The 23,533-nt window shown below is 62.7% G+C and carries 30 protein-coding genes and 2 pseudogenes; 18 read left to right on the top strand and 14 right to left on the bottom strand.

Annotated features, from left to right (window positions below):
* Positions 1 to 3: 3 nt before the first annotated feature.
* Entirely contained in the window at positions 4 to 249 is a 246-nt protein-coding gene (locus NKI16_RS13070; RefSeq protein WP_023677627.1) for a zinc-finger domain-containing protein, read from the bottom strand.
* 149 nt (positions 250 to 398) lie between these two features.
* On the opposite strand from NKI16_RS13070, the gene NKI16_RS13065 reads away from it, so the two are divergent.
* From NKI16_RS13065 to NKI16_RS13055, 3 genes are all read left to right on the top strand, one after another.
* The gene (locus tag NKI16_RS13065) at positions 399 to 2,600 is read left to right on the top strand and encodes an RNA degradosome polyphosphate kinase (RefSeq protein ID WP_352906929.1); all 2,202 of its coding nucleotides are present in this window, start codon (positions 399 to 401) and stop codon (positions 2,598 to 2,600) included.
* The gene (gene ppx, locus NKI16_RS13060) at positions 2,600 to 4,132 is read left to right on the top strand and encodes an exopolyphosphatase (RefSeq protein WP_352922910.1); all 1,533 of its coding nucleotides are present in this window, start codon (positions 2,600 to 2,602) and stop codon (positions 4,130 to 4,132) included. Before NKI16_RS13065 ends, ppx begins: the two co-directional genes overlap by 1 nt.
* A 63-nt stretch (positions 4,133 to 4,195) precedes the next feature.
* The gene (locus NKI16_RS13055; RefSeq protein WP_352594426.1) at positions 4,196 to 4,822 is read left to right on the top strand and encodes a hypothetical protein; all 627 of its coding nucleotides are present in this window, start codon (positions 4,196 to 4,198) and stop codon (positions 4,820 to 4,822) included.
* 18 nt (positions 4,823 to 4,840) lie between these two features.
* Here NKI16_RS13055 and NKI16_RS13050 read toward each other — a convergent pair whose 3' ends face one another.
* From NKI16_RS13050 to NKI16_RS13030, 5 genes are all read right to left on the bottom strand, one after another.
* The gene (locus NKI16_RS13050) at positions 4,841 to 5,254 is read right to left on the bottom strand and encodes a DoxX family protein (protein ID WP_352594427.1); all 414 of its coding nucleotides are present in this window, start codon (positions 5,252 to 5,254) and stop codon (positions 4,841 to 4,843) included.
* Positions 5,255 to 5,398: 144 nt separating this feature from the next.
* Positions 5,399 to 5,833: a DoxX family protein gene (locus NKI16_RS13045; RefSeq protein ID WP_023677622.1), complete on the bottom strand. Its 435-nt coding sequence runs from the start codon at positions 5,831 to 5,833 to the stop codon at positions 5,399 to 5,401.
* Between the two features lie 128 nt (positions 5,834 to 5,961).
* Positions 5,962 to 7,359 carry a class II fumarate hydratase gene (gene fumC, locus NKI16_RS13040; RefSeq protein WP_023677621.1) on the bottom strand — a complete coding sequence of 466 codons (1,398 nt, stop codon included), beginning with the start codon at positions 7,357 to 7,359 and terminating at the stop codon, positions 5,962 to 5,964.
* Between the two features lie 264 nt (positions 7,360 to 7,623).
* Complete coding sequence (locus NKI16_RS13035) at positions 7,624 to 8,382, bottom strand: SDR family NAD(P)-dependent oxidoreductase (RefSeq protein ID WP_023677620.1); 759 nt, start codon at positions 8,380 to 8,382, stop codon at positions 7,624 to 7,626.
* Positions 8,383 to 8,495: 113 nt separating this feature from the next.
* Positions 8,496 to 9,278 carry an NIPSNAP family protein gene (locus NKI16_RS13030; RefSeq protein WP_352922905.1) on the bottom strand — a complete coding sequence of 261 codons (783 nt, stop codon included), beginning with the start codon at positions 9,276 to 9,278 and terminating at the stop codon, positions 8,496 to 8,498.
* Positions 9,279 to 9,428: 150 nt separating this feature from the next.
* Here NKI16_RS13030 and NKI16_RS13025 point away from each other — a divergent pair, with 150 nt between their 5' ends.
* On the top strand, positions 9,429 to 10,022 hold the full coding sequence (locus tag NKI16_RS13025; protein WP_352622143.1) for a TetR/AcrR family transcriptional regulator: 594 nt from the start codon (positions 9,429 to 9,431) through the stop codon (positions 10,020 to 10,022).
* Positions 10,023 to 10,084: 62 nt separating this feature from the next.
* Here the strand turns inward: NKI16_RS13025 and NKI16_RS13020 are convergent, their stop codons facing one another.
* Positions 10,085 to 10,678, bottom strand: a complete 594-nt coding sequence (locus NKI16_RS13020; RefSeq protein WP_352452760.1) for a hypothetical protein — start codon at positions 10,676 to 10,678, stop codon at positions 10,085 to 10,087.
* A 119-nt stretch (positions 10,679 to 10,797) separates the two neighbouring features.
* Here NKI16_RS13020 and NKI16_RS13015 point away from each other — a divergent pair, with 119 nt between their 5' ends.
* Positions 10,798 to 11,928 carry a metallophosphoesterase gene (locus tag NKI16_RS13015; protein WP_352468361.1) on the top strand — a complete coding sequence of 377 codons (1,131 nt, stop codon included), beginning with the start codon at positions 10,798 to 10,800 and terminating at the stop codon, positions 11,926 to 11,928.
* A 64-nt stretch (positions 11,929 to 11,992) separates the two neighbouring features.
* On the opposite strand, the gene NKI16_RS13010 is transcribed toward NKI16_RS13015, so the two are convergent.
* Entirely contained in the window at positions 11,993 to 12,172 is a 180-nt protein-coding gene (locus tag NKI16_RS13010) for a CsbD family protein (RefSeq protein ID WP_254820647.1), read from the bottom strand.
* Positions 12,173 to 12,318: 146 nt separating this feature from the next.
* On the opposite strand from NKI16_RS13010, the gene NKI16_RS13005 reads away from it, so the two are divergent.
* Both NKI16_RS13005 and NKI16_RS13000 read left to right on the top strand, forming a co-directional pair.
* Positions 12,319 to 12,987, top strand: a complete 669-nt coding sequence (locus NKI16_RS13005) for a glutathione S-transferase family protein (RefSeq protein WP_352468360.1) — start codon at positions 12,319 to 12,321, stop codon at positions 12,985 to 12,987.
* A gap of 77 nt (positions 12,988 to 13,064) precedes the next feature.
* Positions 13,065 to 13,979, top strand: a complete 915-nt coding sequence (locus NKI16_RS13000; protein WP_352922901.1) for an SDR family NAD(P)-dependent oxidoreductase — start codon at positions 13,065 to 13,067, stop codon at positions 13,977 to 13,979.
* A 45-nt stretch (positions 13,980 to 14,024) separates the two neighbouring features.
* Here NKI16_RS13000 and NKI16_RS12995 read toward each other — a convergent pair.
* Positions 14,025 to 14,687 (bottom strand): annotated as a pseudogene (locus NKI16_RS12995) (LysR family transcriptional regulator); the annotation flags it as partial.
* 97 nt (positions 14,688 to 14,784) lie between these two features.
* On the opposite strand from NKI16_RS12995, the gene NKI16_RS12990 reads away from it, so the two are divergent.
* The 8 genes and pseudogenes from NKI16_RS12990 to NKI16_RS12955 all read left to right on the top strand — a co-directional run bounded on the left by NKI16_RS12990 (position 14,785) and on the right by NKI16_RS12955 (position 18,286).
* A complete protein-coding gene (locus NKI16_RS12990) occupies positions 14,785 to 15,246 on the top strand; it encodes a RidA family protein (RefSeq protein ID WP_352468357.1) in 462 nt (153 codons plus the stop codon).
* A 66-nt stretch (positions 15,247 to 15,312) separates the two neighbouring features.
* A pseudogene (locus NKI16_RS12985) lies at positions 15,313 to 15,897 on the top strand (SDR family NAD(P)-dependent oxidoreductase); the annotation flags it as partial.
* Positions 15,810 to 16,103, top strand: coding sequence for an SDR family oxidoreductase (locus tag NKI16_RS12980; RefSeq protein ID WP_352923097.1), 294 nt, complete (start codon positions 15,810 to 15,812; stop codon positions 16,101 to 16,103). The pseudogene NKI16_RS12985 and the gene NKI16_RS12980, both read left to right, overlap by 88 nt.
* A 439-nt stretch (positions 16,104 to 16,542) precedes the next feature.
* Positions 16,543 to 16,752, top strand: a complete 210-nt coding sequence (locus NKI16_RS12975) for a cold-shock protein (RefSeq protein ID WP_010915421.1) — start codon at positions 16,543 to 16,545, stop codon at positions 16,750 to 16,752.
* A gap of 344 nt (positions 16,753 to 17,096) precedes the next feature.
* Positions 17,097 to 17,324 (top strand): hypothetical protein, encoded by a 228-nt coding sequence (locus tag NKI16_RS12970; RefSeq protein WP_023677608.1) that lies wholly within the window; start codon positions 17,097 to 17,099, stop codon positions 17,322 to 17,324.
* Positions 17,324 to 17,731, top strand: coding sequence for a hypothetical protein (locus NKI16_RS12965; RefSeq protein ID WP_292664441.1), 408 nt, complete (start codon positions 17,324 to 17,326; stop codon positions 17,729 to 17,731). Before NKI16_RS12970 ends, NKI16_RS12965 begins: the two co-directional genes overlap by 1 nt.
* A 1-nt stretch (position 17,732) precedes the next feature.
* Positions 17,733 to 17,897, top strand: coding sequence for a hypothetical protein (locus NKI16_RS12960; RefSeq protein ID WP_023722752.1), 165 nt, complete (start codon positions 17,733 to 17,735; stop codon positions 17,895 to 17,897).
* Between the two features lie 50 nt (positions 17,898 to 17,947).
* Positions 17,948 to 18,286: a YkgJ family cysteine cluster protein gene (locus tag NKI16_RS12955; RefSeq protein WP_352468390.1), complete on the top strand. Its 339-nt coding sequence runs from the start codon at positions 17,948 to 17,950 to the stop codon at positions 18,284 to 18,286.
* Between the two features lie 37 nt (positions 18,287 to 18,323).
* Here NKI16_RS12955 and NKI16_RS12950 read toward each other — a convergent pair whose 3' ends face one another.
* Positions 18,324 to 19,244 (bottom strand): AraC family transcriptional regulator, encoded by a 921-nt coding sequence (locus tag NKI16_RS12950; RefSeq protein ID WP_352922897.1) that lies wholly within the window; start codon positions 19,242 to 19,244, stop codon positions 18,324 to 18,326.
* A 173-nt stretch (positions 19,245 to 19,417) separates the two neighbouring features.
* On the opposite strand from NKI16_RS12950, the gene NKI16_RS12945 reads away from it, so the two are divergent.
* Positions 19,418 to 19,837 carry a nuclear transport factor 2 family protein gene (locus NKI16_RS12945; protein WP_352783870.1) on the top strand — a complete coding sequence of 140 codons (420 nt, stop codon included), beginning with the start codon at positions 19,418 to 19,420 and terminating at the stop codon, positions 19,835 to 19,837.
* Positions 19,838 to 19,923: 86 nt separating this feature from the next.
* On the top strand, positions 19,924 to 20,535 hold the full coding sequence (locus tag NKI16_RS12940) for a LysE family translocator (RefSeq protein WP_352783869.1): 612 nt from the start codon (positions 19,924 to 19,926) through the stop codon (positions 20,533 to 20,535).
* A gap of 17 nt (positions 20,536 to 20,552) precedes the next feature.
* On the opposite strand, the gene NKI16_RS12935 is transcribed toward NKI16_RS12940, so the two are convergent.
* The 3 genes from NKI16_RS12935 to NKI16_RS12925 are packed head-to-tail and all read right to left on the bottom strand — an operon-like array spanning position 20,553 to position 22,103.
* Positions 20,553 to 20,939 (bottom strand): nuclear transport factor 2 family protein, encoded by a 387-nt coding sequence (locus tag NKI16_RS12935; RefSeq protein WP_352783867.1) that lies wholly within the window; start codon positions 20,937 to 20,939, stop codon positions 20,553 to 20,555.
* Positions 20,940 to 20,955: 16 nt separating this feature from the next.
* The gene (locus NKI16_RS12930) at positions 20,956 to 21,402 is read right to left on the bottom strand and encodes an OsmC family protein (protein WP_352783865.1); all 447 of its coding nucleotides are present in this window, start codon (positions 21,400 to 21,402) and stop codon (positions 20,956 to 20,958) included.
* Positions 21,399 to 22,103, bottom strand: coding sequence for a zinc-dependent alcohol dehydrogenase family protein (locus NKI16_RS12925; RefSeq protein ID WP_352783864.1), 705 nt, complete (start codon positions 22,101 to 22,103; stop codon positions 21,399 to 21,401). The genes NKI16_RS12930 and NKI16_RS12925 overlap by 4 nt, the downstream gene beginning before the upstream one ends.
* 96 nt (positions 22,104 to 22,199) lie before the next feature.
* Between NKI16_RS12925 and NKI16_RS12920 the strand changes: the two genes are divergently transcribed.
* A complete protein-coding gene (locus tag NKI16_RS12920; protein ID WP_352783862.1) occupies positions 22,200 to 22,799 on the top strand; it encodes a TetR/AcrR family transcriptional regulator in 600 nt (199 codons plus the stop codon).
* A gap of 246 nt (positions 22,800 to 23,045) precedes the next feature.
* Here the strand turns inward: NKI16_RS12920 and NKI16_RS12915 are convergent.
* Positions 23,046 to 23,533: TCP-1/cpn60 chaperonin family protein (locus NKI16_RS12915; RefSeq protein WP_352843670.1), on the bottom strand; the 488-nt coding region annotated here is incomplete at its 5' end.

Genomic DNA, 23,533 nt, shown 5'->3' with positions numbered 1-23,533 from the left:
GAATCAGGCGGCCTGGTCGAGATAGAGGCAGCCCGGCGGCTGCGTTTCCAACGCCTTCAGCTTCGGCGAATAGCGATAGAGCGTCGAGCAATAGGGGCAGACCTTTTCATTGTCGTCGCCCATATCGAGAAATACATGGGGGTGGTCGAAAGGCGGATTGGCGCCGGTGCACATGAATTCCTTGACGCCGATGTCGATTGCCGGATAGCCCGCATCGTTCTGGAAATGGGGAATGGAACCGCCTGCCATCGTCGTCTCCTGATCTTGTCGATTGCATCTGGATCATAACCCGTCTCTTTGCAAGATCGATGAAATGAAACTGTCGCAAAAGCCTGTCAGAGGATAAGTTAAGCCGGTTAAGGCTATGGTCGTCGAACGGTGTGGGAAGAGCGGAAACCATGAACGAACTGAAGCCGGTGCAGAACGAATTCATCACCGTCGAGGCGGCGAGCCGCGAAGGCGGCAATCCCGACCGCTTCGTCAACCGCGAGTTTTCCTGGCTGCAATTCAACCGGCGCGTGCTCGAAGAGTCGCTGAACGCCAATCATCCGCTGCTCGAGCGTGTTCGCTTCCTGTCGATATCGGCCGCCAACCTCGACGAGTTCTTCATGGTCCGCGTTGCGGGTCTTGCCGGCCAGGTGCGCGAGGGCATCGTGCTGAAGAGCCCGGACGGACGCACGCCCGAGCAGCAGCTTGAACAATTGCTACGCGAGGTCGAGCGCCTGCAGGAGGACCAGCAGAACAGCCTTTCGGCGCTGATGCTGCTCCTCGACAAGGAAGGCATTGAAAGCATCACTCGCGAGGCGCTGAGCAAGGACGAGAAGGCCTGGCTGGAGGACCATTTCCAGGAGCAGGTATTTCCGGTGCTGACACCGTTGTCGATCGATCCGGCGCATCCGTTCCCGTTCATTCCCAATCTCGGTTTCTCGATGGCGCTGCAATTGCGCCATCGCAAGAACGGCGAGGAAATGAGCGCGCTTCTGCGCCTGCCGGTGGCGCTGAGGCGCTTCATCCGTTTGCCGGATCGCAAGCGCCATGTCCGCTTCATCCCGCTCGAGGAGGCGGTCGGTCTTTATATCGGCAAGCTGTTCCCAGGCTATGAGGTCAAGGGCTCCGGCACGTTCCGCATCATCCGCGATAGCGATATCGAGGTCGAGGAAGAATCAGAGGATCTGGTGCGCCTGTTCGAGACGGCGCTGAAGCGCCGCCGCCGCGGTTCGGTCATCCGGATCGAGTTCGACAGGCTGATGCCGCCCGAGTTGCGCGACTTCGTCGCCGGCGAGCTTGGTGTCTCGGCAAGCCGGATCAGCGTGCTCACCGGTCCGCTGGCGCTCAGCCAGATTTCGGAGATCGTCGCCGTCGCCCGCGACGATCTGAAGTTCACGCCCTATAACCCGCGTTTTCCCGAGCGCATCCGCGAGCATGGCGGCGATTGTTTTGCGGCGATCCGCGAGAAGGACATCATCGTCCACCACCCCTACGAATCCTTCGACGTGGTGGTGCAGTTCCTGCGTCAGGCGATGGCCGATCCGGAAGTGGTAGCGATCAAGCAGACGCTCTATCGCACCTCCAACGACAGCCCGATTGTACGCGCTTTGGTCGACGCCGCCGAGGCCGGCAAGTCGGTGACCGCGCTGGTCGAGCTCAAGGCGCGTTTCGACGAAGAAGCCAACATCCGCTGGGCCCGCGACCTCGAGCGAGCCGGCGTCCAGGTCGTCTTCGGCTTCCTCGAACTGAAGACCCATTCGAAAATGTCGCTGGTCGTGCGCCGCGAGGATGGCAGGCTGCGCAATTACGTGCATCTCGGCACCGGCAACTACCACCCGGTCACCGCGCGCATCTACACCGACCTGTCCTTCTTCACCACCGCCCCGACGATCGCGCGCGATGTCGCCCAGCTGTTCAACTTCATCACCGGCTATGCCGAGCCGGCCGAGCAGATGCGGCTGGCCATATCGCCGTTCACGTTGCGCGACCGCATCCTCAAGCACATTTCCGATGAGATCAGCCACGCGCTGGAGGGCAGGCCGGCCCGCATCTGGATGAAGATGAACGCCTTGGTCGACCCGATCGTCATTGACGCGCTCTACGATGCCAGCCGCGCCGGCGTCGAGATCGATCTCGTCGTGCGCGGCATCTGCTGCCTGAGGCCGCAGGTGCCCGGCCTATCGGAGAACATTAGGGTGAAGTCGATCGTCGGCCGTTTCCTCGAGCACAGCCGCATCTATTGCTTCGGCAACGGCCACGGCCTGCCATCGGACGGGGCGATCGTCTACATCTCCTCGGCCGATCTGATGCCGCGCAATCTCGACCGCCGTGTCGAGACCATGGTGCCGATCACCAATCCAACTGTGCACGAACAGGTGCTCGGCCAGATCATGCTCGGCAACATCATGGACAACCAGCAAAGTTTCGACGTATTGGCTGACGGAACCTCCCGGCGCGTTGTGCTGGAGGAGGGCGAGGAACCGTTCAACGCGCAGGAATATTTCATGACCAATCCGAGCCTGTCCGGACGGGGCGATGCGTTGAAGTCGCATGCGCCCAAGCGCATCGCGCAGTTCAAGCGCCGCAAGAAACAGAACGCAGCGACGGGCTGATGATTTCAGCGTCCCAGGGCCGGCTTCAGGACCGCCGACCGCTGTCCATCATCGATATCGGATCGAACTCGATCCGTCTTGTCATCTATGAGGGGCTGGCGCGTTCGCCGACCTTGCTGTTCAACGAAAAGATGCTGGCCGGCCTCGGCCGCGGCATCGTTTCGACCGGAAAACTCGATCCCGAGGCGGTGACGCGCTCGATGGAAGAGTTCCGCCGCTTCCGCGCGCTCTCCGACCAGGCCGGCGCCGAGCGCATATATGTGCTGGCGACCGCCGCCGCTCGCGAGGCCGTCAACGGCCCCGACTTCATCCACCGCGCCGAGGATGTGCTCAAGACCGAGATCCAGGTGCTGAGCGGCCGCGAGGAAGCCCATTATTCGGCGCTCGGCGTCATCTCCGGTTTCCATCCGGCCAACGGCATCGCCGGCGATCTTGGCGGCGGCAGCCTCGAACTGATCGACATCGACGGTGAGACGATCGGTGACGGCATCACGCTGCCGTTGGGCGGCCTGCGCCTGCAGGACATGGCGAAGAACTCGCTGACCCAGGCGGCAAAGATCACGCGCGAGCAACTGGCGCGGGCGAAATTGCTGAAAGCCGGGCAGGGCAGGGCCTTCTACACGGTTGGCGGCACCTGGCGAAACCTCGCCCGACTGCACATGGAAATGACCAACTACCCGCTCGGCGTCATGCACCATTACGAGATCGGCATCGAAAGCGCCGCGAACTTCCTCCGGCAGGTCGCCAAGGTCGAGATAGATAAGATCAAAGGCATCGAGGGCATCTCCAAGAACCGCCGTTCGCTGCTGCCCTATGGCGCCATCGTGCTGCAGGAGATCATGGCGGCGATGCAGCCGTCGAAGATCATCGTGTCGGCGCTGGGCGTGCGCGAGGGCTTTCTCTACTCGCTGCTCGACGAGGCCGAGCAGAAGGCCGATCCGCTGATCTCGGCGGCGGAAGAGCTTGCCCGCCTGCGCTCGCGCTCGGTCGACCACGCGCATGAGCTTGTCGAGTGGACCGGCAAGGCGTTCGCCGCCTTCGGCATCGACGAGACCAGGGATGAGGCGCGCTACCGCCACGCCGCCTGCCTGCTCGCCGATATCGGCTGGCGTGCCCATCCCGAATATCGCGGCAAGCAATCGCTCAACATCATCGCCCACGCCTCGTTCATCGGCGTCGATCATCCCGGCCGCGCCTTCCTGGCGCTTGTCAGCCTGTTTCGCCACGAGGGCGTGTTCAATGAAGCCGCTCCGGAAATCCGCGGACTGGCGACACCGCGCTATCTCGAGCGCGCCCGCGTGCTGGCCGCGCTGCTGCGCGTCGTCTATTTGCTGACCGCGGCAATGCCGGGCGTCATGCCACGGCTGAAATGGGAAAACCGCGGCAATGGCGTGCTGGCGCTGGTGCTGCCGGCAGCGCTGGCCGATCTTTACGGCGAGCGGCCGGCCGGCCGGCTGGCACAGCTGGCAAGGGTCACCAATCGCCGGCTGGTGCTGGCAGTCGAGGGCGGGCCAAGCGTTTCTGTGAAGTAGTTTCAGGCACGACGCCAATTGCATGTGGCAATTCGCTGCAAGCTCCACGCTTGGGAGAAGATCGTGAAATCCAGTCAAATCCTGCCGCTGCTGCTTTCCGTCCTGTCATTGTTGATTGTCGACGCGGCCAGAGCTCAGACGGTTTCCAAGGTTTCCGTTGCTGCAAAAGGCGCGTTTGAGTTTGAGAAGAGTTATCCAAAAGGCGCAGACGGCAAAACACCATTCAATCTGCTCAAAGGTTTTTTAAAACCTAAAAGTGGGCAAAAGATAAATTACTTTGTATTTAGAATAAGCGACGAAATGATCAAATTTCAAAGATCGATTTCGATGAACACGTTTTTTGCGGACGTTAATCTCTGTCCTGGCGCTGTCGATCGAACTCTGTCCGTTCATCAGCCCCTCGGCAACTTTCTTGACCCTGTCGTGGGCCGAACCGACCTGTTGCCATACCTGAAGAGGGCAAGCCTGATCCAATTGCGTAACTACCTGTATGTCGCGATTGACAGCAATCTTCGGAGCTACTCCCCCAAGGGCGCAGATCAATATGGATATGAATGGCTGCCGATCGCGGTGGAAAGCAGACAAGTTTGCCTGACCATCAGCGTCGGTCAAATGGGGCATGGCGCCTTTCTCTCTCAGCCCATAAACATAACCAGGCTTGCGGAGTTCGTCTTTCTCGACAGCAAATGAGCCGAGCCGGGCGGCAGCTTAGCCCGTCCCTGCAGCCATCCGGCCGTCGGCCGACCATGCACCCGCGCCAGCCATCGCCAGCGCCAGAAAACCGCCTGATATGGCGATGTCCTTCATCAGCATCTGTGAATGCATGAAGGTCAGCGTCGGATCGTCGCCACCCTGGCCATAGTGGCCGATGAAGCCCGCCGCGATGCAGAACGCGGCAAGCAGGAGCGCCACGATCGGCGTCTTGAGGCCGACGAGGATGAGCAGTCCGGCGATCAGCTCGAACAGGCTCGTCGCCCAGGCTACGAGCGTTGGCAGCGGCAGGCCGAGGCCGGCAAAATAGCCTGATGTGCCGGCAATGTCGGTAAGCGCGTGGAAGCCGGACGGAACGAACAGCGCGGCGAGCAGCAATCGGGAAAGCAGAAGCAGCGCATTGCGGGGCATCTTCACCTCCGTTGTCGACGGCCGCTTGGCCTGGCGCCCGATCTTAGCAGGTTTTCCGTCAGCGGACCGAAGGGCACAAACCGACAACGAAAAAGGGGCGCGGAAAATTCCGCACCCCTTTTGTCCAAGCAATGCTGGACTGCTTCAGCCGCGCTTGGCGTCGATCGAATAGGCGCCTGGGCCCGAGGAGGCCAGCACGAGGAAGCCGCCGGCAATCGCAACGTTCTTCAGGAAATTGATCATCTGCATCTGATCGGCCCAGCCGGTGTGGGCGACCAATGCGGTGGCAACGGTGAAGATCGCCATCACCCAGCCGACGATCCGGGTCTGGAAGCCGACGAGGATGGCGAGGCCGCCAAGCAGTTCGATCAGGCCGACGACAATGGCGGTCACCATCGGCAGCGGCAGGCCGAGGCTGCCGAAATAGCCGGCCGTGCCGGCAATCGCCGTCAGCTTGCCGAAGCCGGAAAGCAGGAAGATGACCGAAAGCAGGATGCGGCCGAGCAGGATCGTGCCCGAGGCGCCGGCGGCGGTGCCGGAACCGGCAAACGAAGTGTTGGTGGACGTGTTGGTGGACATGCGTAACTCTCCAGAAGGGTTTGGCCAAACGGCTTGGGATACCCGTCTAGTTAGCGCAGGCCGACTGTTCACCAAAGACGCCAGATTGGTTACGGATTGTTCACCCAGGTAACGTTTTCGCGATCAACTTACCCCGGATGCGTCATGTCCTGCGGCCGCACCAGCCGCTCATAGTCGGCTTCGCTGACCAGCCCGGTGGCCAGCGCTTCCTCGCGCAGCGTTGTGCCGTTCTTGTGCGCCGCCTTTGCAATCTTGGCCGCGTTGTCGTAGCCGATCGTCGGCGCCAGCGCGGTCACCAGCATCAGCGAACGGTCGAGTGCCGCCTTGATGTTGTCCTCGCGGGCCTCGATGCCGACGACGCAATTGTCGGTGAACGACACCGAAGCGTCGGCCAGCAGCTGCACCGACTGCAGGAAACAATAGGCCATCAGCGGATTGTAGACGTTGAGTTCGAAATGGCCCTGGCTGCCGGCGAAGCTGATCGCCGCATTGTTGCCGAAGACCTGCACGCAAACCTGCGTCATCGCTTCGCACTGGGTCGGGTTGACCTTGCCCGGCATGATCGACGAGCCCGGTTCGTTTTCCGGCAGCGACAATTCACCGAGGCCCGAACGCGGGCCGGAACCGAGCAGACGGATGTCGTTGGCGATCTTGAACAGCGCCGCCGCGCAGGCATTGATGGCGCCGTGCGAGAAGACCATGGAATCATGGGCGGCAAGCGCCTCGAACTTGTTCGGCGCGGTGACGAAATCGATGCCGGTGATCGCGGCGATACGCGCCGCCACCTTTTCGGCAAAACCGACCGGCGCGTTGAGGCCGGTGCCGACCGCGGTGCCGCCTTGCGCCAATTCCTGCAGGCCGGGCAGGGTCAGTTCGATGCGCTTGACCGACGAGGCGACCTGCGCCGCATAACCGGAGAATTCCTGGCCGAGCGTCAGCGGCGTCGCGTCCTGTGTATGGGTGCGGCCGATCTTCACAATATGGGCGAAAGCCTTGGTCTTGGCCTCGAGTGCCGCATGCAAATGTCTTAGCGCCGGCAGCAGGTCGTGGATGATGCGCTCGGCGCAGGCGATGTGCATTGCAGTCGGATAGGTGTCGTTCGACGACTGGCTCATATTGACGTGGTCGTTGGGATGCACCGGCTTCTTCGACCCCATGACGCCGCCCAAAAGCTGGATCGCCCGGTTGGAGATCACCTCATTGGCGTTCATGTTGGACTGCGTGCCCGAACCGGTCTGCCAGACGACCAGCGGGAAATGCTCGTTGAGCTTGCCGTCGATGACCTCCTGGGAGGCCTCGATAATGGCCTTGCCGATCGCCGGATCGAGCCGCTTCAGCTCCATATTGGCCTCCGCTGCCGCCCGCTTGACGATGCCCAGCGCCCGCACGATCGAGGCCGGCTGCTTTTCCCAGCCGATCTTGAAATTGGCCAGCGAACGCTGCGCCTGCGCGCCCCAGTAACGGTCGGCGGCGACCTCGATGGGACCGAACGTGTCGGTTTCGGTTCTGGTCTCTGGCGCGCTCACGAAGTCTCTCCGGTTTGCAATTTGCAAACGGCGTATCGCGTTGCACAAATGCCTTCAAGCGGAGATTGCGGGTGACGGGAATGCAAATCGGTTGAAGGTGCTGGCAATCTCCCCACTTGAGGGGGAGATGTCGCCGAAGGCGACAGAGGGGGTCGGTAGGTCTTGACGCAACTCCCATAGCGGACGGAACAGGCTGGTGTTCCACGCGAGACGACCCCCTCTGGCCTGCCGGCCATCTCCCCCTCGAGGGGGGAGATCGCAACCTCACCCCGCCGTGTATCCTCCATCCACGGCGAAGATGCCGCCGCTGGTCCATGCCGCTTCGTCGCTGGCGAGATAGACGGCGATGCCGGCAAGGTCGCCGGTTCGGCCGATGCGGCCGAGCGGGTAGCTGCGCTCGACATAGGCCTTGAGCTCGGCTTGCGCGGCCTCAGGCAGGTTTTCGATCGACCTGCGCCGCATCGCTGTGTCGACCGTGCCGGGCGCGATGGCGTTGACTCTTATGCCGCGCGGTCCGAGCTCGAAGGCGAGCGACTTGGTCAGCGAATTGAGCGCGCCCTTCGACAGCGAATAGAGGCTGGACGGCCGCTTCGGGATCATCTTGTGCGCGAAATAGGACGAGATGTTGATCACCGAGGCCGCGCCCGGCGCGAGATGCGGCAACAGCCGCTGGGTGAGGAAGAATACCGCCGTGACGTTGAGTGCGAAGGACTGCTGGAACTGATCCTCGCTGACGGTTTCGAACGGCACAAGAAACGCCACGCCGGCATTGTTGACGAGGATATCGACAGGTGGGCCGCGCCTGGCATGCTCGACCACGGCATCGATGCCGGCGCTGGCCGACAGGTCGGCCGAAAGCGCTTCGACATTATCCCCGAGCTGCTTGCGGGCGGCGTCGAGTTTTTTGCCGTCGCGGCCGACGATCAGCACGTCCGCGCCTTCGCGCAAAAACGCCTCGGCGATTGCCAGCCCGATCCCGTCCGAGCCACCGGTGACCAGTGCCCGTTTGCCGCCTAGTCTCATCCAACACTCCCGCGCATTGCCGCCTTCCGCCGGCGGCATGACCCCAGAGCAGCGCTGCCTGCACTCCGGGTCAAGTCGCCTGCCTATCCCAGCGTATGAAACTTCGCCTCGTCTCACCGCCCAAGCAGCGATTGTGAGGTTGGCGACAGCCGCAAAGTCTCAGTCGGCTTGGCCATACGTGACTGGACGCTCTGCTCGAACACTTGCCACTCCGGGGAGGCAGCCAAGGCTGCCTCGTGGCGGGCATGTGCATCGGCGCTGGCGAAACCGGTGATGCTGATGAAGACGTTTTCGCTGGCCCGCACCGGCAGCCGCGGAAAGCTGTTTTCGGCATGTTCGGTAACGAAGGCGGCGAGCGGCGACGCGCCAAATGCGACGAGCACCGGAAGGGCCGCGGTCTGGAAGTCGTTGGCGAAACGGGCTTCCAGGCCCGGTTGCAAATGATGAATCCTGATGACAACAATTGCCTGCAAATCGCTGCTTGCGCTTGGTTTTTCGAGGTCCGCCTGGGGTAATCGTTGCAATCCCGAGAGGTCTAGGCCGGCGCTTGGCCAAGCCGGCTTCAGCAGCAGCACGTCGTCAGAATCAATCATCGTGGCGTTGGCGGCGTCGCGCCAGGCAGCCCAGACCGGCCCGTCGTAGAAGGCGGTCAGAGCGTTTTTCCGCGCTTCCATACCGTCAAAGCCGCGCAGCCAGACGAACATATCCGGCCGGTCGAGATCGCGGAACTGGCCGATGATGGTCATCCCCGCGGTTTCCTGGCCCTCGATCAGGTGATTGTCGAAGATACCGATCAGCGTCTCGCGCCGGCCGGGTTTCAGCGTGTATTGCCTGAGTTCGACAACGGGCGAGGCGAGCAGATCGGGATTAGGTAGGGCGTTCAAAGGCAGGTTCATTGCGCGATCTCGAAAACAGGACAGTCATCCTGTTTTACAAAACAGACCGGTTGTCCTGTTTTGTCAATCTGCTATCGTGTGAAGATGTCAGCAGAGATATCCGCTCGCCCAAGTTCGCGTGCTCAAAAACGCACCAACGACCCCGAAGGCATGCGCAAAAAGCTGCTCGATGTCGCCGAGGAGGCGTTTCAGGCACGCGGCTATCATGCGTCCAGCATGGGCGACCTGATGGCGACGGCGGGCGTCACCGGCGGCGCGCTGCACCACCATTTCCCAACCAAGAAGGCGCTCGCGCTCGCAGTGATCGAGGAGCGGGTCGCCGCCGCCGTAGAAGAGACATGGATCGCGCCGATGCGGATGGCTCCCTCAGCGCGCGAGGGCGTGCGCTCCGTGTTCGCGGCCGTCGCGGCGGAGCTGGAGCGGCAGGGTTTCGTGCGCGGCTGCCCGCTCAACAACCTGGCGCATGAACTGTCGCTTGCCGATCCGGATTTCCGCATTGCCCTTGCCAGCATTTTTTCTACCTGGCGTCAGGCGATCGCCGACAAGATCAGGGCCGACCAGCAGGCGGGCCGGGAGCAGGGCATCGATCCGCAGCGCTTCGCAGCGTTGGCTGTCGCCAGCTATTCCGGCGCCATGTCGATGGCCAAGACCGCGCAGGACGCAAGCGTGCTGCGCGATTGCCTGATGGCATTGGAACAGGGAGTCACGAGGCGACGTCGCAGGATACTGCACAGAGCGCTTTAACGCTGGCAGGACAGAGGCCGCAGTCGCTGATATCGCGACCGAGGCGGGGAGGCCGAGCTCTCCTAATTCGGCAGCGGCTTGATCAGCTCGTAGCCGACCACGCTTTCGGCACTGGTGCCCTCGTCATAGCGCCTGGCCACAACTGCCTGCAGGTCGGGTGCGTAAAGCGCGATGAATTCGTCCCGCGTCTCGCCGGCCTCGCTCCTGATCGTCTGCTTGACCGCGAGCACGGAGTATTTGCAATCACCCAGGCTGAACGTCTCCTTGCCCTTGACGTTGATCTCCAGCGTCTCGGTGCCCTTCGGCGGCTTGTTCGGTGCGAGACGGGCAAATACGATCTTGCTCTTGGCACCCGCCTTCAGCGGGAACACCTTCCTGAGATCGGAAAACGGGATCATCGCCAGCTGCCCCGTGCTGCTGTCGCGAAACACTTCGATCAGCCCGCCGAACAGGTACTGCGACTGCGGCGATTGCGACTGGTATTTGTTGGCAACCGCCACCATTCCGCCCGCCGCCGGACGAAATTCGCTGTGGATGCCGGGCCTTTCGAGAATGAAGCCGGCCTTGGCCGATTTGGCGTCGATGCACCCGGCGCCATGCGCTGCGCTCGTCACCGCCAGAATCGCCATTGTCATGCCGATGGATGTAGCTTTCATGGCGTCCTCCTCTGCCCGCGCAAGTTGAATGCCGAAAGCAATGCCAGACCTGGGAGAACGTGTCGACACACTTTGCGAGCAACTGGACTGCCGGTCCGCGTCGTGCTGAATTTTAGCGCATGATGCATCGTATTTCCGCCCGGCCGGTTTCCCGGCGCAGGTTCCTGATGAAGGCAGCGGCCGTTGCCGCGGCCGGCGCCGTTTCGCGCCCGGCCTTCGGCCAGACCGGGCAGCGCATCCCGCCGATCGACGCCACTTTTCTGTTCATCGCCGATGTCCATGCCTGCCGCATGGCAAACGGATTGAGCCCGCATTGCGAGCAGGAGGGCAAGACAGACGCTGCCTTGCTGCGCAATGTCGCCGCACTCAACGGCGTCGGCGACAGGCAATGGCCGGCTGAAATCGATGGCGTTGCCACCGCCCTGCGCTCGACGGGCAACATCGGCACGCCGCTCGGCCTCGTCGTTGGCGGCGACATCACCGATGATGGCGGCGGCCAGATCACCCAGCCCAGCGAGGGCACGCAGCTGCTTCAGTTCAGCCAGCGCTATCAGCAAGGTGTCGGCCCCGACCATGTGCACATGCCGGTCTATGTCGGCCTCGGCAACCACGACCTCGACCAGAACGGCCCGCGCTCGCATGTCGACTGGTACCGCCGCGAAATGCGCGACTACGTCGAGGTCAACCACCGCCCCGGCGTGTTCTTCAAGCCGCCCGCGCCGGCGACCGACTACGACGTCGGGACCGACTGCTATTCATGGGATTGGGGCGGTCTGCATCTTGTCCAGACGCACCGTTTTGCCGGCGATACCGGCCATGGCGCCGCCAGCAGCCTGCCATGGCTGAAGCAGGACCTGGCGACTTATGCCGGCGACGGCCGCCCGGTCATCCTGTTCCAGCATTATGGCTGGGATACTTTTTCGATCGAAAGATGGGACGCAGCCGAGAAGACCTTCGACGAAGGCGGCAAGGGTCCGCCGCACTGGTGGAGCGAAGCTGACAGGCAGGCGCTGCTGGCTGTGCTGAAGGGTTACAACGTCGTCGGCATCTTCCATGGTCACCAGCACGCGACGCCGATGATCTACCACCGTGACGGGCTCGATTTGTTCAAGCCGAAGGCCGCCTTCATGGGCGGCTTTGCCTTGGCGCGGGTGACCGGAAACAGCATGGATGTGGTGCTGGGCGAAGCCGCAGGAGATCATGGCGAGGTCACCTTCACCAATGCATACAGCAAAAGCCTGACTTTCTGACGGGCAGGAGAGGACGCAAAAAAGGCGGCCGAGCCGCCTTTTCCTGGTTTGCGAAGGGCCACCCTCAAAGCGCCTTCTTCACCTTGTCCTTCACGTCGCCGTAAGCCTTCTGCATCTTGCCGGTCGCCTTGTCGACGTCGCCTTCGGCCTCGGTGCGCCTGTTGCCGGTGGCCTTGCCGGCGGTCTGCTTGACCGAGCCCTTGGCTTGCTTGGCAACGCCGGCAACCTGATCCTTGTTCACCATCTCGCATCTCCTGAACCGTTCGCCTGGAGAAACGGTCGCGGATCGCTTAGGTTCCGGGTTCTGCCCGTCGATTGGGATAGCTTCCGGCCGCGAAGCCGACAGGATAGGGTGCGCGAGAAGCCCGAACAGACAGGGCCGGAGGGACAATGGCTGAATTCACGCTCTTCATCGGCAACAAATGCTTCTCGTCCTGGTCGCTGAGGCCATGGCTGGCGATGAAGCATCTGGAGATCCCGTTCGAGGAAGGTCTTGTGCGCCTGCGCACGCCCGAGACCGCGGCCAATCTGGCCAGGATATCGCCGACCGGCCAGGTGCCGGTGCTGAACCATCGGCTGCCGACTGGCGAGGTCCGGATCGTCTGGGAAACCCTTGCCATCCTTGAATATCTTGCTGAGCTGTTTCCCGAGAAAAAGCTCTGGCCGGCCGACATCGGCGCTCGTGCGCTGGCCCGCTCGGCGGCGACAGAGATGCATTCGGGCTTTCGCGAGGTCCGCTATGGCTGGCCGATGAATTTGCGCCGGCCGAAAGGCCACAGGCCGCTCGACGCCGAAGGTGAGGCGCAACGGGCGCGCATCGAGGATTTGTGGCGGCAATGCCGCGAAAAGCACGGCAAAGGCGGCCCGTTCCTGTTTGGCCATTTCACCGCGGCCGACGCCATGTACGCGCCGGTCGTCACCCGCTTCGACACCTATGGTGGCACGCTGGCAACCGATACCCGCGCCTATGTCGACGCCGTGCTTTCGATGCCGGCGATGCGCCACTGGTATGCCGAGGCGGCGAAAGAGCCTTGGCCGGAGCCCGGCCCAGACGAGTAGAACCAAGCAAAGCCGGTCTTCCACTTCGCGGCCCGCGGCCTATCTGAAGATCGGGCAGGGGCCTTGGAGATTTCACAATGACAGCTGTTTCTTCCGCACTGGCCGGCAAGGTCGCGCTTGTCACCGGCGCCTCCTCGGGCATCGGCGAGGCAACGGCTGTGGCGCTGGCCGCCGCCGGGGCCAAGGTTGCGATTGCCGCACGCCGCGCCGATCGTCTCGAAGCGCTGGCCGCGCGTATCGAAAAGGCCGGCGGCACGGCGCTCCGCATCGAGGCCGACGTCACCAGCAATGACGATGTCACGGCCATGGTCGACAAGGTTGTCGCCGAATGGAGCCGTCTCGACATCCTCGTCAACAATGCCGGAGTGATGCTTCTGTCGCCGGCCGCCGAGGCGATGCTCGACGACTGGCGCCGCATGGTCGAGCTCAACCTGCTGGCGCTGATGGGCGTCACCAAAGCGGCGCTGCCGCATCTGAGGGCCGCCAAGGGTCACATCGTCAATGTCTCGTCGGTCGCCGGCCGTGTCGCCAATCCGGGCGCCAGCGGCTACGCGGCAACCAAGTTCGGTGTCGTCGGCTTTTCCGAATCGCTGCGCCGCGAAGTCTACGCCGACAAGGTTCGCGTCACCGTCATCGAGCCCGGCCTGGTGCGCACAGAGCTCGGCGACCACATCACCAATCCGGCGTTCAAGGCTGATCTGGATAAGCGGCTTGCCGCCATGGAGGCGCTGACCGCCGAGGACATCGCCGCGGCCATTTTCTACGCCGTGAGCCAGCCGGCACATGTCAACGTCAACGAGATCGTCATCCGCCCGACCGACCAGGAACGTGAACGGCGTCAGATATTTCGCTACGCTTCGAATCCCGCTCGCAGGAAATCGCCACACTCCTCGACCAGCCGCGACGGGTCCCTCGCGATAGACGCCGAAATCCGCCATCGGCGCCGGCGGCAGGTTGAAGCGTCCGTTGAGGCTTTGGCAGTCGGGCGGTAGTCCTTCCTGCAGCAGAAGCCCGATGCCAAGCCCGGCCCTCAGCGCCGAGATCAGTGTCGCGAAGGTCGACACGCGGCAGCCGATCTTCCAGCCGATCCCGGCCTCGGCGAGCGAGGCCAGCATCCTGTCCTGCCAGGAGCAGGCGCCTTCGAAGATGATCAGCGGAAGCTCGACCTCGTCATCGATCTCGATCATGCGGCTTGCCGCCCAGACCAACTGTCGTGACAGATGGCCTCGCGGCGCCTTTGTGAAGCGCGCCGGATCGGCCATGACGATGTCGCATTTTCCTTCGCCCAGCGACTTGCTGAGATCGCTGCTGCTGGCCGACGTCAGCTCGATCTCCACGGAAGGATGCCGGCGGCGGAAGTCGGCGATGATCAACGGCAGCCGTGTCACCGCCAAATCTTCGACGATGCCCAGCCGGACACGGCCGACCAGCCTGCGGCCTTCTATCTCGCGCCTGGCATCGTCGCCGATCGCGATGGCCTTGCGGGCGAAGGCGAGCAGGATCTCGCCGGCCTCGGTCAGCGTCACGCCGCGCGGCGAACGGCGCAGCAGCTCGGCTCCGACTTCGCCCTCGAGGCGCTGAAGCTGCATGCTCACCGCCGCCTGCGTGCGGGCAAGCCGATCGGCGGCCCGGCTCACCGTTCCCGTATCGGCCACGGTGACGAAGGCGCGCAACAGCCGGACGTCGATATCTCCAGTCATAAGAATTCCTGATAGCTGTGTCAGCACTATCAGGCTATCCGAAAGCCCGATCTGAATTCAAGGTCCGCTCGCGCCAACGAAAACAGGAGCAGCCACCTTGTCCTACAGAAGAAGATTTGAGGGGCTCGGTGTCGCCTGGCCGTCGCTCGATCGGCCTGCTTTGCCGTTCTCGCCGACGGCTCGGGTCGCCGACATCGTCTATGTCTCCGGTCAGATCCCCGAGATCGGGCAGGAGATCGCTGCGATCGGCCAGGTTGGCGCAGAGATCGATCTGGCCGCGGCGCGGAACGCCGCCCGGCTCTGCGCGGCCAACATCGTCTATTGGCTCGACAAGGAACTGGACGGCAATCTCGACCGCGTCGTGAAATTCGCCAAGCTGACCGTCTATGTGAACGCGGCGGCCGGCTTTGCGGCCTATTCGGAGGTCGGCAACGGAGCATCCGAATTTCTGCTCCATGTTTTCGGCGAGCGTGGCGAGCATGCCCGCTGCTCGCTCGGCATGGCCGGCTTGCCGGCCAATTTTCCGGTCGAAGCCGACGCCATTGTGCATGTCCGCTGATGCACGCCCAAAGCATGCACTCAGGGCTTATCCGGGAGTGCGCAGCGAAACCAGGGGAGGCTTGGCTTGATAAGTACAAATTTTGAGGGGCGGAAGGCGCTGGTTCTCGGCGGAGGCAAGGGCCTGGGTTTCGGCGTCGCCGAAGCGCTCGCGGCGAAAGGCGCCGAGATCATCCTGGCCGGACGAGGGAAGGAGACCCTGGATGCGGCGCGGCGCGCGATCGAGTCCGCCGGCCCCGTCTGCTCGACCTTCAGCGCCGATCTTTCCGATAACGACAGCGTCTCCCGGCTGATCCGTGCCATCGAGGACGAGCATCAGCGGATCGACATCGTCCTGCTCAATGGCGGCGGCCCGCCGCCCTTCGCGGCCAGCGTCTTCGATGCGAGCGTCTGGGAGAAGCAGTTCACCAGCATGGTGCTGAGCCAGATGCGCATCGCCATTTCTTTCCTGCCAGGCATGCGGTCGCGGCGCTGGGGGCGCATCATCGCCGTTTCCTCCACGTCCGTCCGCGAGCCGATCCCCGGCCTCACCGCTTCGAATGCGTTGCGCGCGTCGCTTGCCGGCTGGGCCAAGACGCTGGCCGGCGAAGTGGCGGCGGACGGCGTCACCGTCAACCTGTTGCTGCCTGGCCGTTTTGCGACGGACCGGACGAAACAGTTCGACGCGATGGACGCCGCCGACAGGGGTGTGGACGCTGCTGTGATCGCCGCGAGAGTCAGGCCGAAATCCCGGCAAAGCGCTACGGGACCCCCGCCGAATTCGGCGCGGTTGCCGCATTCCTGGCCAGCGACGACGCCGCCTATATCACCGGCGTGGCTTTGCCGGCGGATGGCGGGTTCAGCCGGGCCATGCTGTGAGGGGCAGGGTGCAGCGGCGCGAATGGTCGCATCACAGGAACGCCCCTCGTGCCTTTTATCTGCGCGGGGGGCGTCCTGTTTGTCGTCCGCCTCTCTCAAGATCGCTCTTTCAAGAACGGCTTTCGACACCGAAAGAATGCCCGCGGTGCCAAAATGGTTCCCGGCTGATTGGTTTTTTCGGCGGGCAATAGCCCGGCTTTCGCCGTCCGATGTGCTGGCGCGGGCCGCCGCCGCGCGTCTCCGCGAGTGTGGAAAATCAAAAAAATTGACACAACGCGCAAAGAAGTCTATAAGAATTTTGTCGATATTTGTTTGACCGACTTTTGTTATCCGCGTGCTTAGGCGCGCCTTTGGCGAACTTCCCCCATCAAAATCGAGACAAACGTTGTTGTGCATCCGCATGACGGCGAACGAATATTTGCCATGGAAAGGGTTCGTTATGAGCACAGGCACAGTTAAATGGTTCAACGCCACCAAGGGTTTTGGTTTTATTCAGCCTGACGACGGTTCTGCCGACGTTTTCGTCCACATCTCAGCCGTCGAGCGCGCCGGAATGCGCGACATCGTCGAGGGCCAGAAGCTTGGCTACGAGATGGTCCGCGACAACAAGTCGGGCAAGATGTCCGCCGACCAGTTGAAGGCGGCCTAAAACGGAATTAAGCCTCACCGGTGACCACGGATGTACTGGCACCGGTGAATGGCAAATTCCAGCGCATGATCGCGGGGATGTTAAGTCCCCGCTCATGCGCATGAGAAGAACGTTTCCTTGCGCGTCTCTCGGGATGCGCGGGCGCTCTCATGGAAGGTCAGGCGGTGCCTGGCCTTTTTCATTTTTGCGCTTCGATCGCCGAAAGAGCGCTGCTCGACGGCCCGGACGTGCTAAGGACGTTCCAGCAATTTGAAACCGGCTGCCGTATTGCTTTGTGCGGGATCCTGGCCGAAAGACCAGTCTCGCCACTTTTCGGCGGCGTGCTCCGAACCGGGAGAAAGACCTTGACCGCAACTTCAAAAAAACCCCGCGACCAGGCCGAATCCATTTTCAGCAAGACGCGGACCCAGTCGATGTCGCTCGACCGCATCAATTCCGAACGGGATGCCGTCAGCCAGGCCCGCGAAGCCAAGACCGCGCGGCTGCGCGAATTGCGCCTGGAGAAGGAAGCCGACGACATGGCGGCGGCGGTTGCGCTCGCGGCCTCGCCGAAACGCGCAGGCAAACGCTGATGGCCACCAAACGCGTGCCTCAAAAGGCGATCGCAGCAGATTCGACCATCGCCGATGTCGTGGGCGAACTAGACAAGCCGGTCGAATATGTCCGGCGCGTGCTCGAAAAGCTCGAGCGCTGCAGGCGTGTCCACGGCGATGCCCAGGTTCGGCTCGGCGTGCGCGGTCGTGCCGAATGCCCCAATTATCTGATCGAATACGTCCGGGAAAACGCCAAGACCCGCGAGCGCGTGACCTTTCAGGATGCCGCCTACAGCGGCAGCACGCATCGCGAGCTGGCGCCCCGGCACATCGAGGAAGCCAGGAACTGGTCGCCCGAAGAAATGAATATCACGGCCGTTTCGGCGCTCATCGGCCGCCTTCGCAATCCGAATGCGCCATCATCGCGTTTCTCTGACGAGGATTGATATGGCAATCAAGTTTTCCGCCAAGGGCCAGCCGGCAGCGCCTGCTGCCGCCGTGAAGCCGGCCAAGCCGGCCGCCGCGCCAAAAACCGGCGAAGCCGCCGAAGCGGGCACCGATCTGTTCAGGTCGCCGGCGGAAGCACCGCCGCGCAAGCCCAAGAAGAAATAGCGCCCTTGCAGCAAAATGCCGACCGGAAATCTGCGCCAAGGCTGCTTGCCTTGGCGGTCGCAGAGGAGTTTTCGTCGCCACAAGAGGGCGCCGGTCCGATTGCCTTCGATTGCCAGACCTGTGGCGCCTGCTGCGCCTACTCGTCCAGATGGCCGCGCTTCTCCACCGAGGATGACGCGCAGCTCGACCTTATCCCGCAAAAATACGTGGCTGCCGACGAAGCCGGTATGCGCTGCGACGGCGCGCGCTGTTCGGCACTGTGCGGCGAGGTCGGCAAGTCAACGGCCTGCGGCATCTACGACATCCGCCCCGACGTCTGCCGCGCCTGCATGCCGGGCGATGACGACTGCCTGATCGCGCGTCGGGCTCAAGGTCTGCCGACGCTGTAATGACGGCCCTCGGGCTGGCGTCTCAGTTTGAATTTCGTCAATCAGATGGGCGAAAGTCGCTGCGGTAGAGGCCGGGCGATCGTCCGGTCAATCGTTTGAATGCCTGCGAGAACGACGGCACCGATTCATATCCGACGGCGCGCCCGATCTCGCCAATGTTCTGGTTCGTTTCCCGCAGAGCCTTGGCGGCAAGGTTCATCCGCCACCGGGTCACATAGGACAGCGGCGGCTGTCCTACCAGTTGAGCGAAGCGACGCGCGAAGGTGGCCCGGGACTGTGCTGCGCCGCTGGCAAGGGAAGCGATGGTCCAGGGATTGCCCGGCCGCTCGTGGATCAGGCGCAAAGCCTGCGCAATGCCTTTGTCGCGCAAGGCGCCAAACCATCCCCCTGTTCCGAGTGGCTGATGTTCGATCCAGGCGCGCAACAAGAAGATCAACGTGCTGTCGAGAAGGCGTGGGGCGACAATGTCGTGGCCGCCGAGATCGCCTTTCGCTTCGACCTGCAGAAGTTCCAGGGCAAGCCGCAGCGGCTCGCTGGTGTCGATCTGATTCCGGGTCAAATGAATCAGCGGAGGAAGCAGCGAAACCATCGGATATGGCCCGACGCCGTCGAGTGAATATCTCGCACAAAGAAGAGTTGTCGCGCCGCTCTCGCTTTTCGGTTCCAGTCCGCTCCGATTTGCGGAAAGGACGGCGGATATCGATGCCGTCGGTGCATCCGCCGGATTGCAAAGGGCATGCCCGATACCGCTCGCGACAAGGATGACATCTCCCTCGCCTAAGCGGATCGGCTCCCTTTCACCGGCTAACCGCAGCCAGCATTCGCCGTTCTGTATGACGTGGATGGCGGCATTCCTTGTCGGATCGACTGAAATACCCCATGGCCGATGCAGGGTCGCGCTGCCGATCATGGCGCTGCCAAATCGCAGCGAAGCAAGAAGTTCGGACAAGGCGTCCATGAGAACCATCCTCCGACAATGAACCAGACGATATTAGACGATTGGATAAGAATCCAGGCGAATAGCATATCGACCATCTCACAAGCGTGGCTGATTATGTTGGCAATGTCGGCCGGGCCTGCGGACGCTCCTGTCCACAACAGGCAGAAGCAGGCACCTGAAGGAGCAAGAACATGCGTGACGAACCATCAAATCCAGTTCCAGCCAAGATCCATAATTCGCTCGACACCAACAAGGCGATCGTCCTGGACTTCATCGACAAAGCAGTAAACCAAGGCAACATCGAAGCTGCTTCGATGCATTTTGGCGAACGCTACATCCAACACAATCCGAACATTGCGGATGGTGCGGAAGGCTTCAAAGCCTATCTGCAGCAGCTCAAACAGTCATTGCCCCTCGTGAAGGGAGAGGTGAAGCGGATTTTTGCCGAAGGGGATTTCGTCATCGTGCACATGCACGCAAAACGCGAACCGGAGGAGGAGGGCCTAGCCATTGTCGACATTTTCAGGCTGAAGGACAGCAAGCTGGTCGAACACTGGGAAGTTCGGCAGCCTATAGCCGATAGCAAGCTGCACGCCAACAGCATGATCTGAATGCGCATAGGCTCTCAGGCTGACTTGTGCCCGCACGTTTCGCTGATTACGCTGCCGGCGGCAGGGCCAGCACCGGGAGACCATCCGTGAGCATCGAATTTCTGTTGACGTCGCTGATTGTCGTGGCTTCGCCCGGTACCGGCGTTCTCTATACGCTGAGCGCCGGGCTTTCGCGTGGTGCGCGCGCCAGCATCATTGCCGCTTTCGGCTGCACGCTCGGCATCATTCCGCACATGGCGGCCGCCATCACCGGCCTCGCGGCTCTGCTGCATACCAGTGCCGTCGCCTTCGAGACGCTGAAATATCTCGGCGTCGCCTATCTTCTCTACATGGCCTGGAACACGCTGAAGGAGAAGGGCGGCCTGAGCGTCGACGAAAATGTGGCGCCGCGCTCGGCCGGCAAGGTGATCACTTCGGGCATCCTCATCAACATCCTCAATCCGAAGCTGTCGATCTTCTTCTTTGCCTTCCTGCCGCAATTCGTCAGCACCACCGAGCCCTACGCGCTGTCGAAAATGCTGGAGCTCAGCAGCATCTTCATGCTGCTCACCTTCGTGGTCTTTGTCGGCTATGGCATTTTTGCCGCGTCGATCCGCAGCCATGTCGTGTCGCGGCCAAAGGTGCTGACCTGGATGCGCCGTACCTTCGCCGGAGCCTTTGTCATGCTCGGCGCCAAACTGGCGCTGGCGGACCGGTAGACAGGAAGATCGCGGACCTAACCCTTCACATAGCCCATGGCCTCGACGATATTCCCGTCCGCCACGCGCATCAGGTTGACGCCGCGCAGCGAATTGCCGTCGGCCATCCAGTAGCGCCAGCGGATCGTCGCCCGGTCGCCGGCGACGAAAGTTTCTTCGATGTCGAAGCGCGTGCCGGGTCCGGTCGCGATCGCCGACCACAGTTCGACGCAGGCGCCCTTGCCGATGCGGCGGGCGCCGTCCGGGGCCGGCGTGGTGTTCTCGATCACGCAATCTTCCGCCACCAGATCGTCGAGCGCCGACGGGTCGTGGCGCTGGAAGACGTCGTTGTAGCGCCGCATGATCTCGGCCGTTTCGGCGGAGCGTTTGGCTGCGGCGATGTCGATGATGAGTTCCTGTGTCATTGGATATTCCTTCCCTTCAGTGATCGGTAGCGGTTTCGATGAGGCGGGCCTTGAGCGTGATCACTGCGACGCCGGCCAGCGCCCGCGACACGAGGCAGCTCTCCTTGGCCGTCTGCGCCAGCCGCTCGAACTCCCCCGCCGCCAGCCCGGCGACGCTTGCCTCGGTCTCCAGCTCGATACGGGTCAGCGTCGGTCCAGCCGCGGTGGCGCCGAGATGCGCTTTCGCGATCGTGTGGATGCGTGCGGGAGTGTAACCTTCGCGGCCGAGGACGGCACTCAGCGCCATCGAGAAGCAGCCGGCATGCGCCGCCGCAATCAATTCCTCTGGGTTGGTGCCGGCACCGTTCTCGAAACGCGACGGGAACGAGTAGGCACCTTCGAAGACGCCGCTACCGAGCCTCAGCCGGCCCGAACCATCCTTCAACGATCCCTGCCATTGGGCCTCTGCTTCACGAATGGTCATTGTGTCTCTCCTTTGATTTGAGGTCGATCAGATTTTGGGGCGGACCAGTCAGGCGCCGTCGACGACCACTTTCCCGAAACGACGAGGTCGGCGCCCAGCGCCTGCAGCCGGTCCAGCTTCTCGTTGCGCGAGCTGACTGCCACGACACGGCAGCCGAGCAGCTTGGCGAATTGCAGCGCAAATAGCGCGACGCCACCTGAACCGATGACAAGAACCCATTGGCCGGGCTTCGGCATTTCGGCCGCCGTCACGGCATTCCAGGCGGTCAGGCCGGCGCAGGTCAGCGTCGCCGCTTGATGCCAGTCGAGATGATCGGGAAGCCGCACCGCCCATTGCTCGTCGAGCACGGCGTATTCGGCCAGCATCCCGTCCAGCGTGCAGCCAAGCTGGTCGATCAGACCGGCATTGATGCGGCCATCGATCCAGCGCGCAAAATAACTGCCGGTGACGCGGTCGCCGACGGCAAAGCGTGTGACGGCCTCGCCGACGGCAACGACTTCGCCGGCACCGTCGCTCAGCGGGATAACGCCTTGGCGCGGCGCCAGCGGGTAGGTGCCGTTGAGGATCATCGTATCGCGGCGGTTGAGCGCGGTGGCGCGGGCACGCACGACGATCTCGTGCGGCTTCGGCGTCGGCTGCGCCTCGTCGCGCATCACCAGGCACTTGGTACCGCAGGTTCCTTCAAGACGATAACAGCGCATTTGCCTCTCGAATATGTAGACTGATCTACATATTATGTAGACCGATTGTCATATTCGAGGCAAGGCCTATAATGCTCACTCCTGACAGAGGTTGACATGGCGAACGACACCCGCACCCGCATACTCGAGACGACGGGGCTGCTGCTGAGGCAGCGCGGCTACCACGGCACGTCGCTCAACGATATTTTGAGCGCCTCAGGCGCACCGAGAGGTTCGCTCTACTTTCACTTTCCGGGCGGCAAGGATCAGCTGGTCATCGAGGTGACGTGCGACAGCGTCGCCGACGTGACGCAGAGGCTGGACGCCGCGCTCGCTGCCGAAAAGGACCCGGCGGTGGCTGTCCACCACATCTACCAGTCGGTCGCGCGCATGCTGGAAGACAATCGGTTCACGCTCGGTTGCCCGATCGCACCCGTGGTGTTGGACTCGCCGATCGACATGCCGGAACTGGCCGAGTTGTGCCGGTCCGCCTTCGAGCAATGGATAGGCTTGCTCAGGGCGGCCTTCGTCAGGGCAGGGGTGCCCGAGCGACGCGCACACGCGCTGGCATTGCTGGTCGAATCATCGCTTGAAGGACTGATGGTGATCGCACGCGCCACCCACGACCGCGCCCCGGTGCTGGCGGTAGCCGATGAGGTCGCGGCGCTGATTGAGGGGGCATTGCCGGCCAAGAGTGCCACTGCCGCGGTGCATTGACGTTTATACCTTCATCGCATCGAAGGCGGCGCGGCGTTCCGCCAAAAGGGCCAAGGCTGCAGCTCGACGATTCATGTTCTGCGCCGCCGCGACGCCTGGAAGTAACGGCATGGTGGCCGAACAGACGCGTCCTGCGGGATACGCGCCTGCTTACTTGGGATCGGACGGCCTCTCAATCTCCGCCACATCAACGAAAAAGGGCGGCATCGCTGCCGCCCTTTCCGTAAGCTTGCGAGATTGGCTGGATTAGAAGTCCATGCCGCCCATGCCGCCCATGCCGCCGCCGCCCATGCCGCCAGGCATGCCGCCGCCAGCCGACTCCTTCTTCGGAGCCTCCGCGATCATGGCTTCGGTGGTGACCAGCAGGCCGGCGACCGAGGCCGCGTCCTGCAGGGCCGTGCGCACAACCTTGACCGGATCGACGATACCCATGGCGATCATGTCGCCATATTCGCCGGTCTGGGCGTTGTAGCCGAAGGTCGCGCCCTTGTTCTCAAGGATCTTGCCAGCAACGATCGATGCTTCCGCACCGGCGTTGGCCGCGATCTGACGGGCCGGAGCCTGCAGCGCGCGACGCACGATGCTGATGCCCGCGGTCTGGTCGGAGTTGGCGCCGGTTGCCTTGATGCTCAGCGAAGCTCGCAGCAGTGCGACGCCGCCGCCGGGAACGATGCCTTCTTCGACGGCCGCACGGGTCGCGTTGAGGGCGTCATCGACGCGGTCCTTCTTTTCCT

The sequence above is a fragment of the Mesorhizobium sp. M0698 genome, assembly GCF_040320455.1.
Lineage (GTDB): Bacteria > Pseudomonadota > Alphaproteobacteria > Rhizobiales > Rhizobiaceae > Mesorhizobium.
The sequence above is the reverse complement of the archived record's forward strand: the minus strand, read 5'-3'. Positions and strand labels throughout refer to the sequence as shown.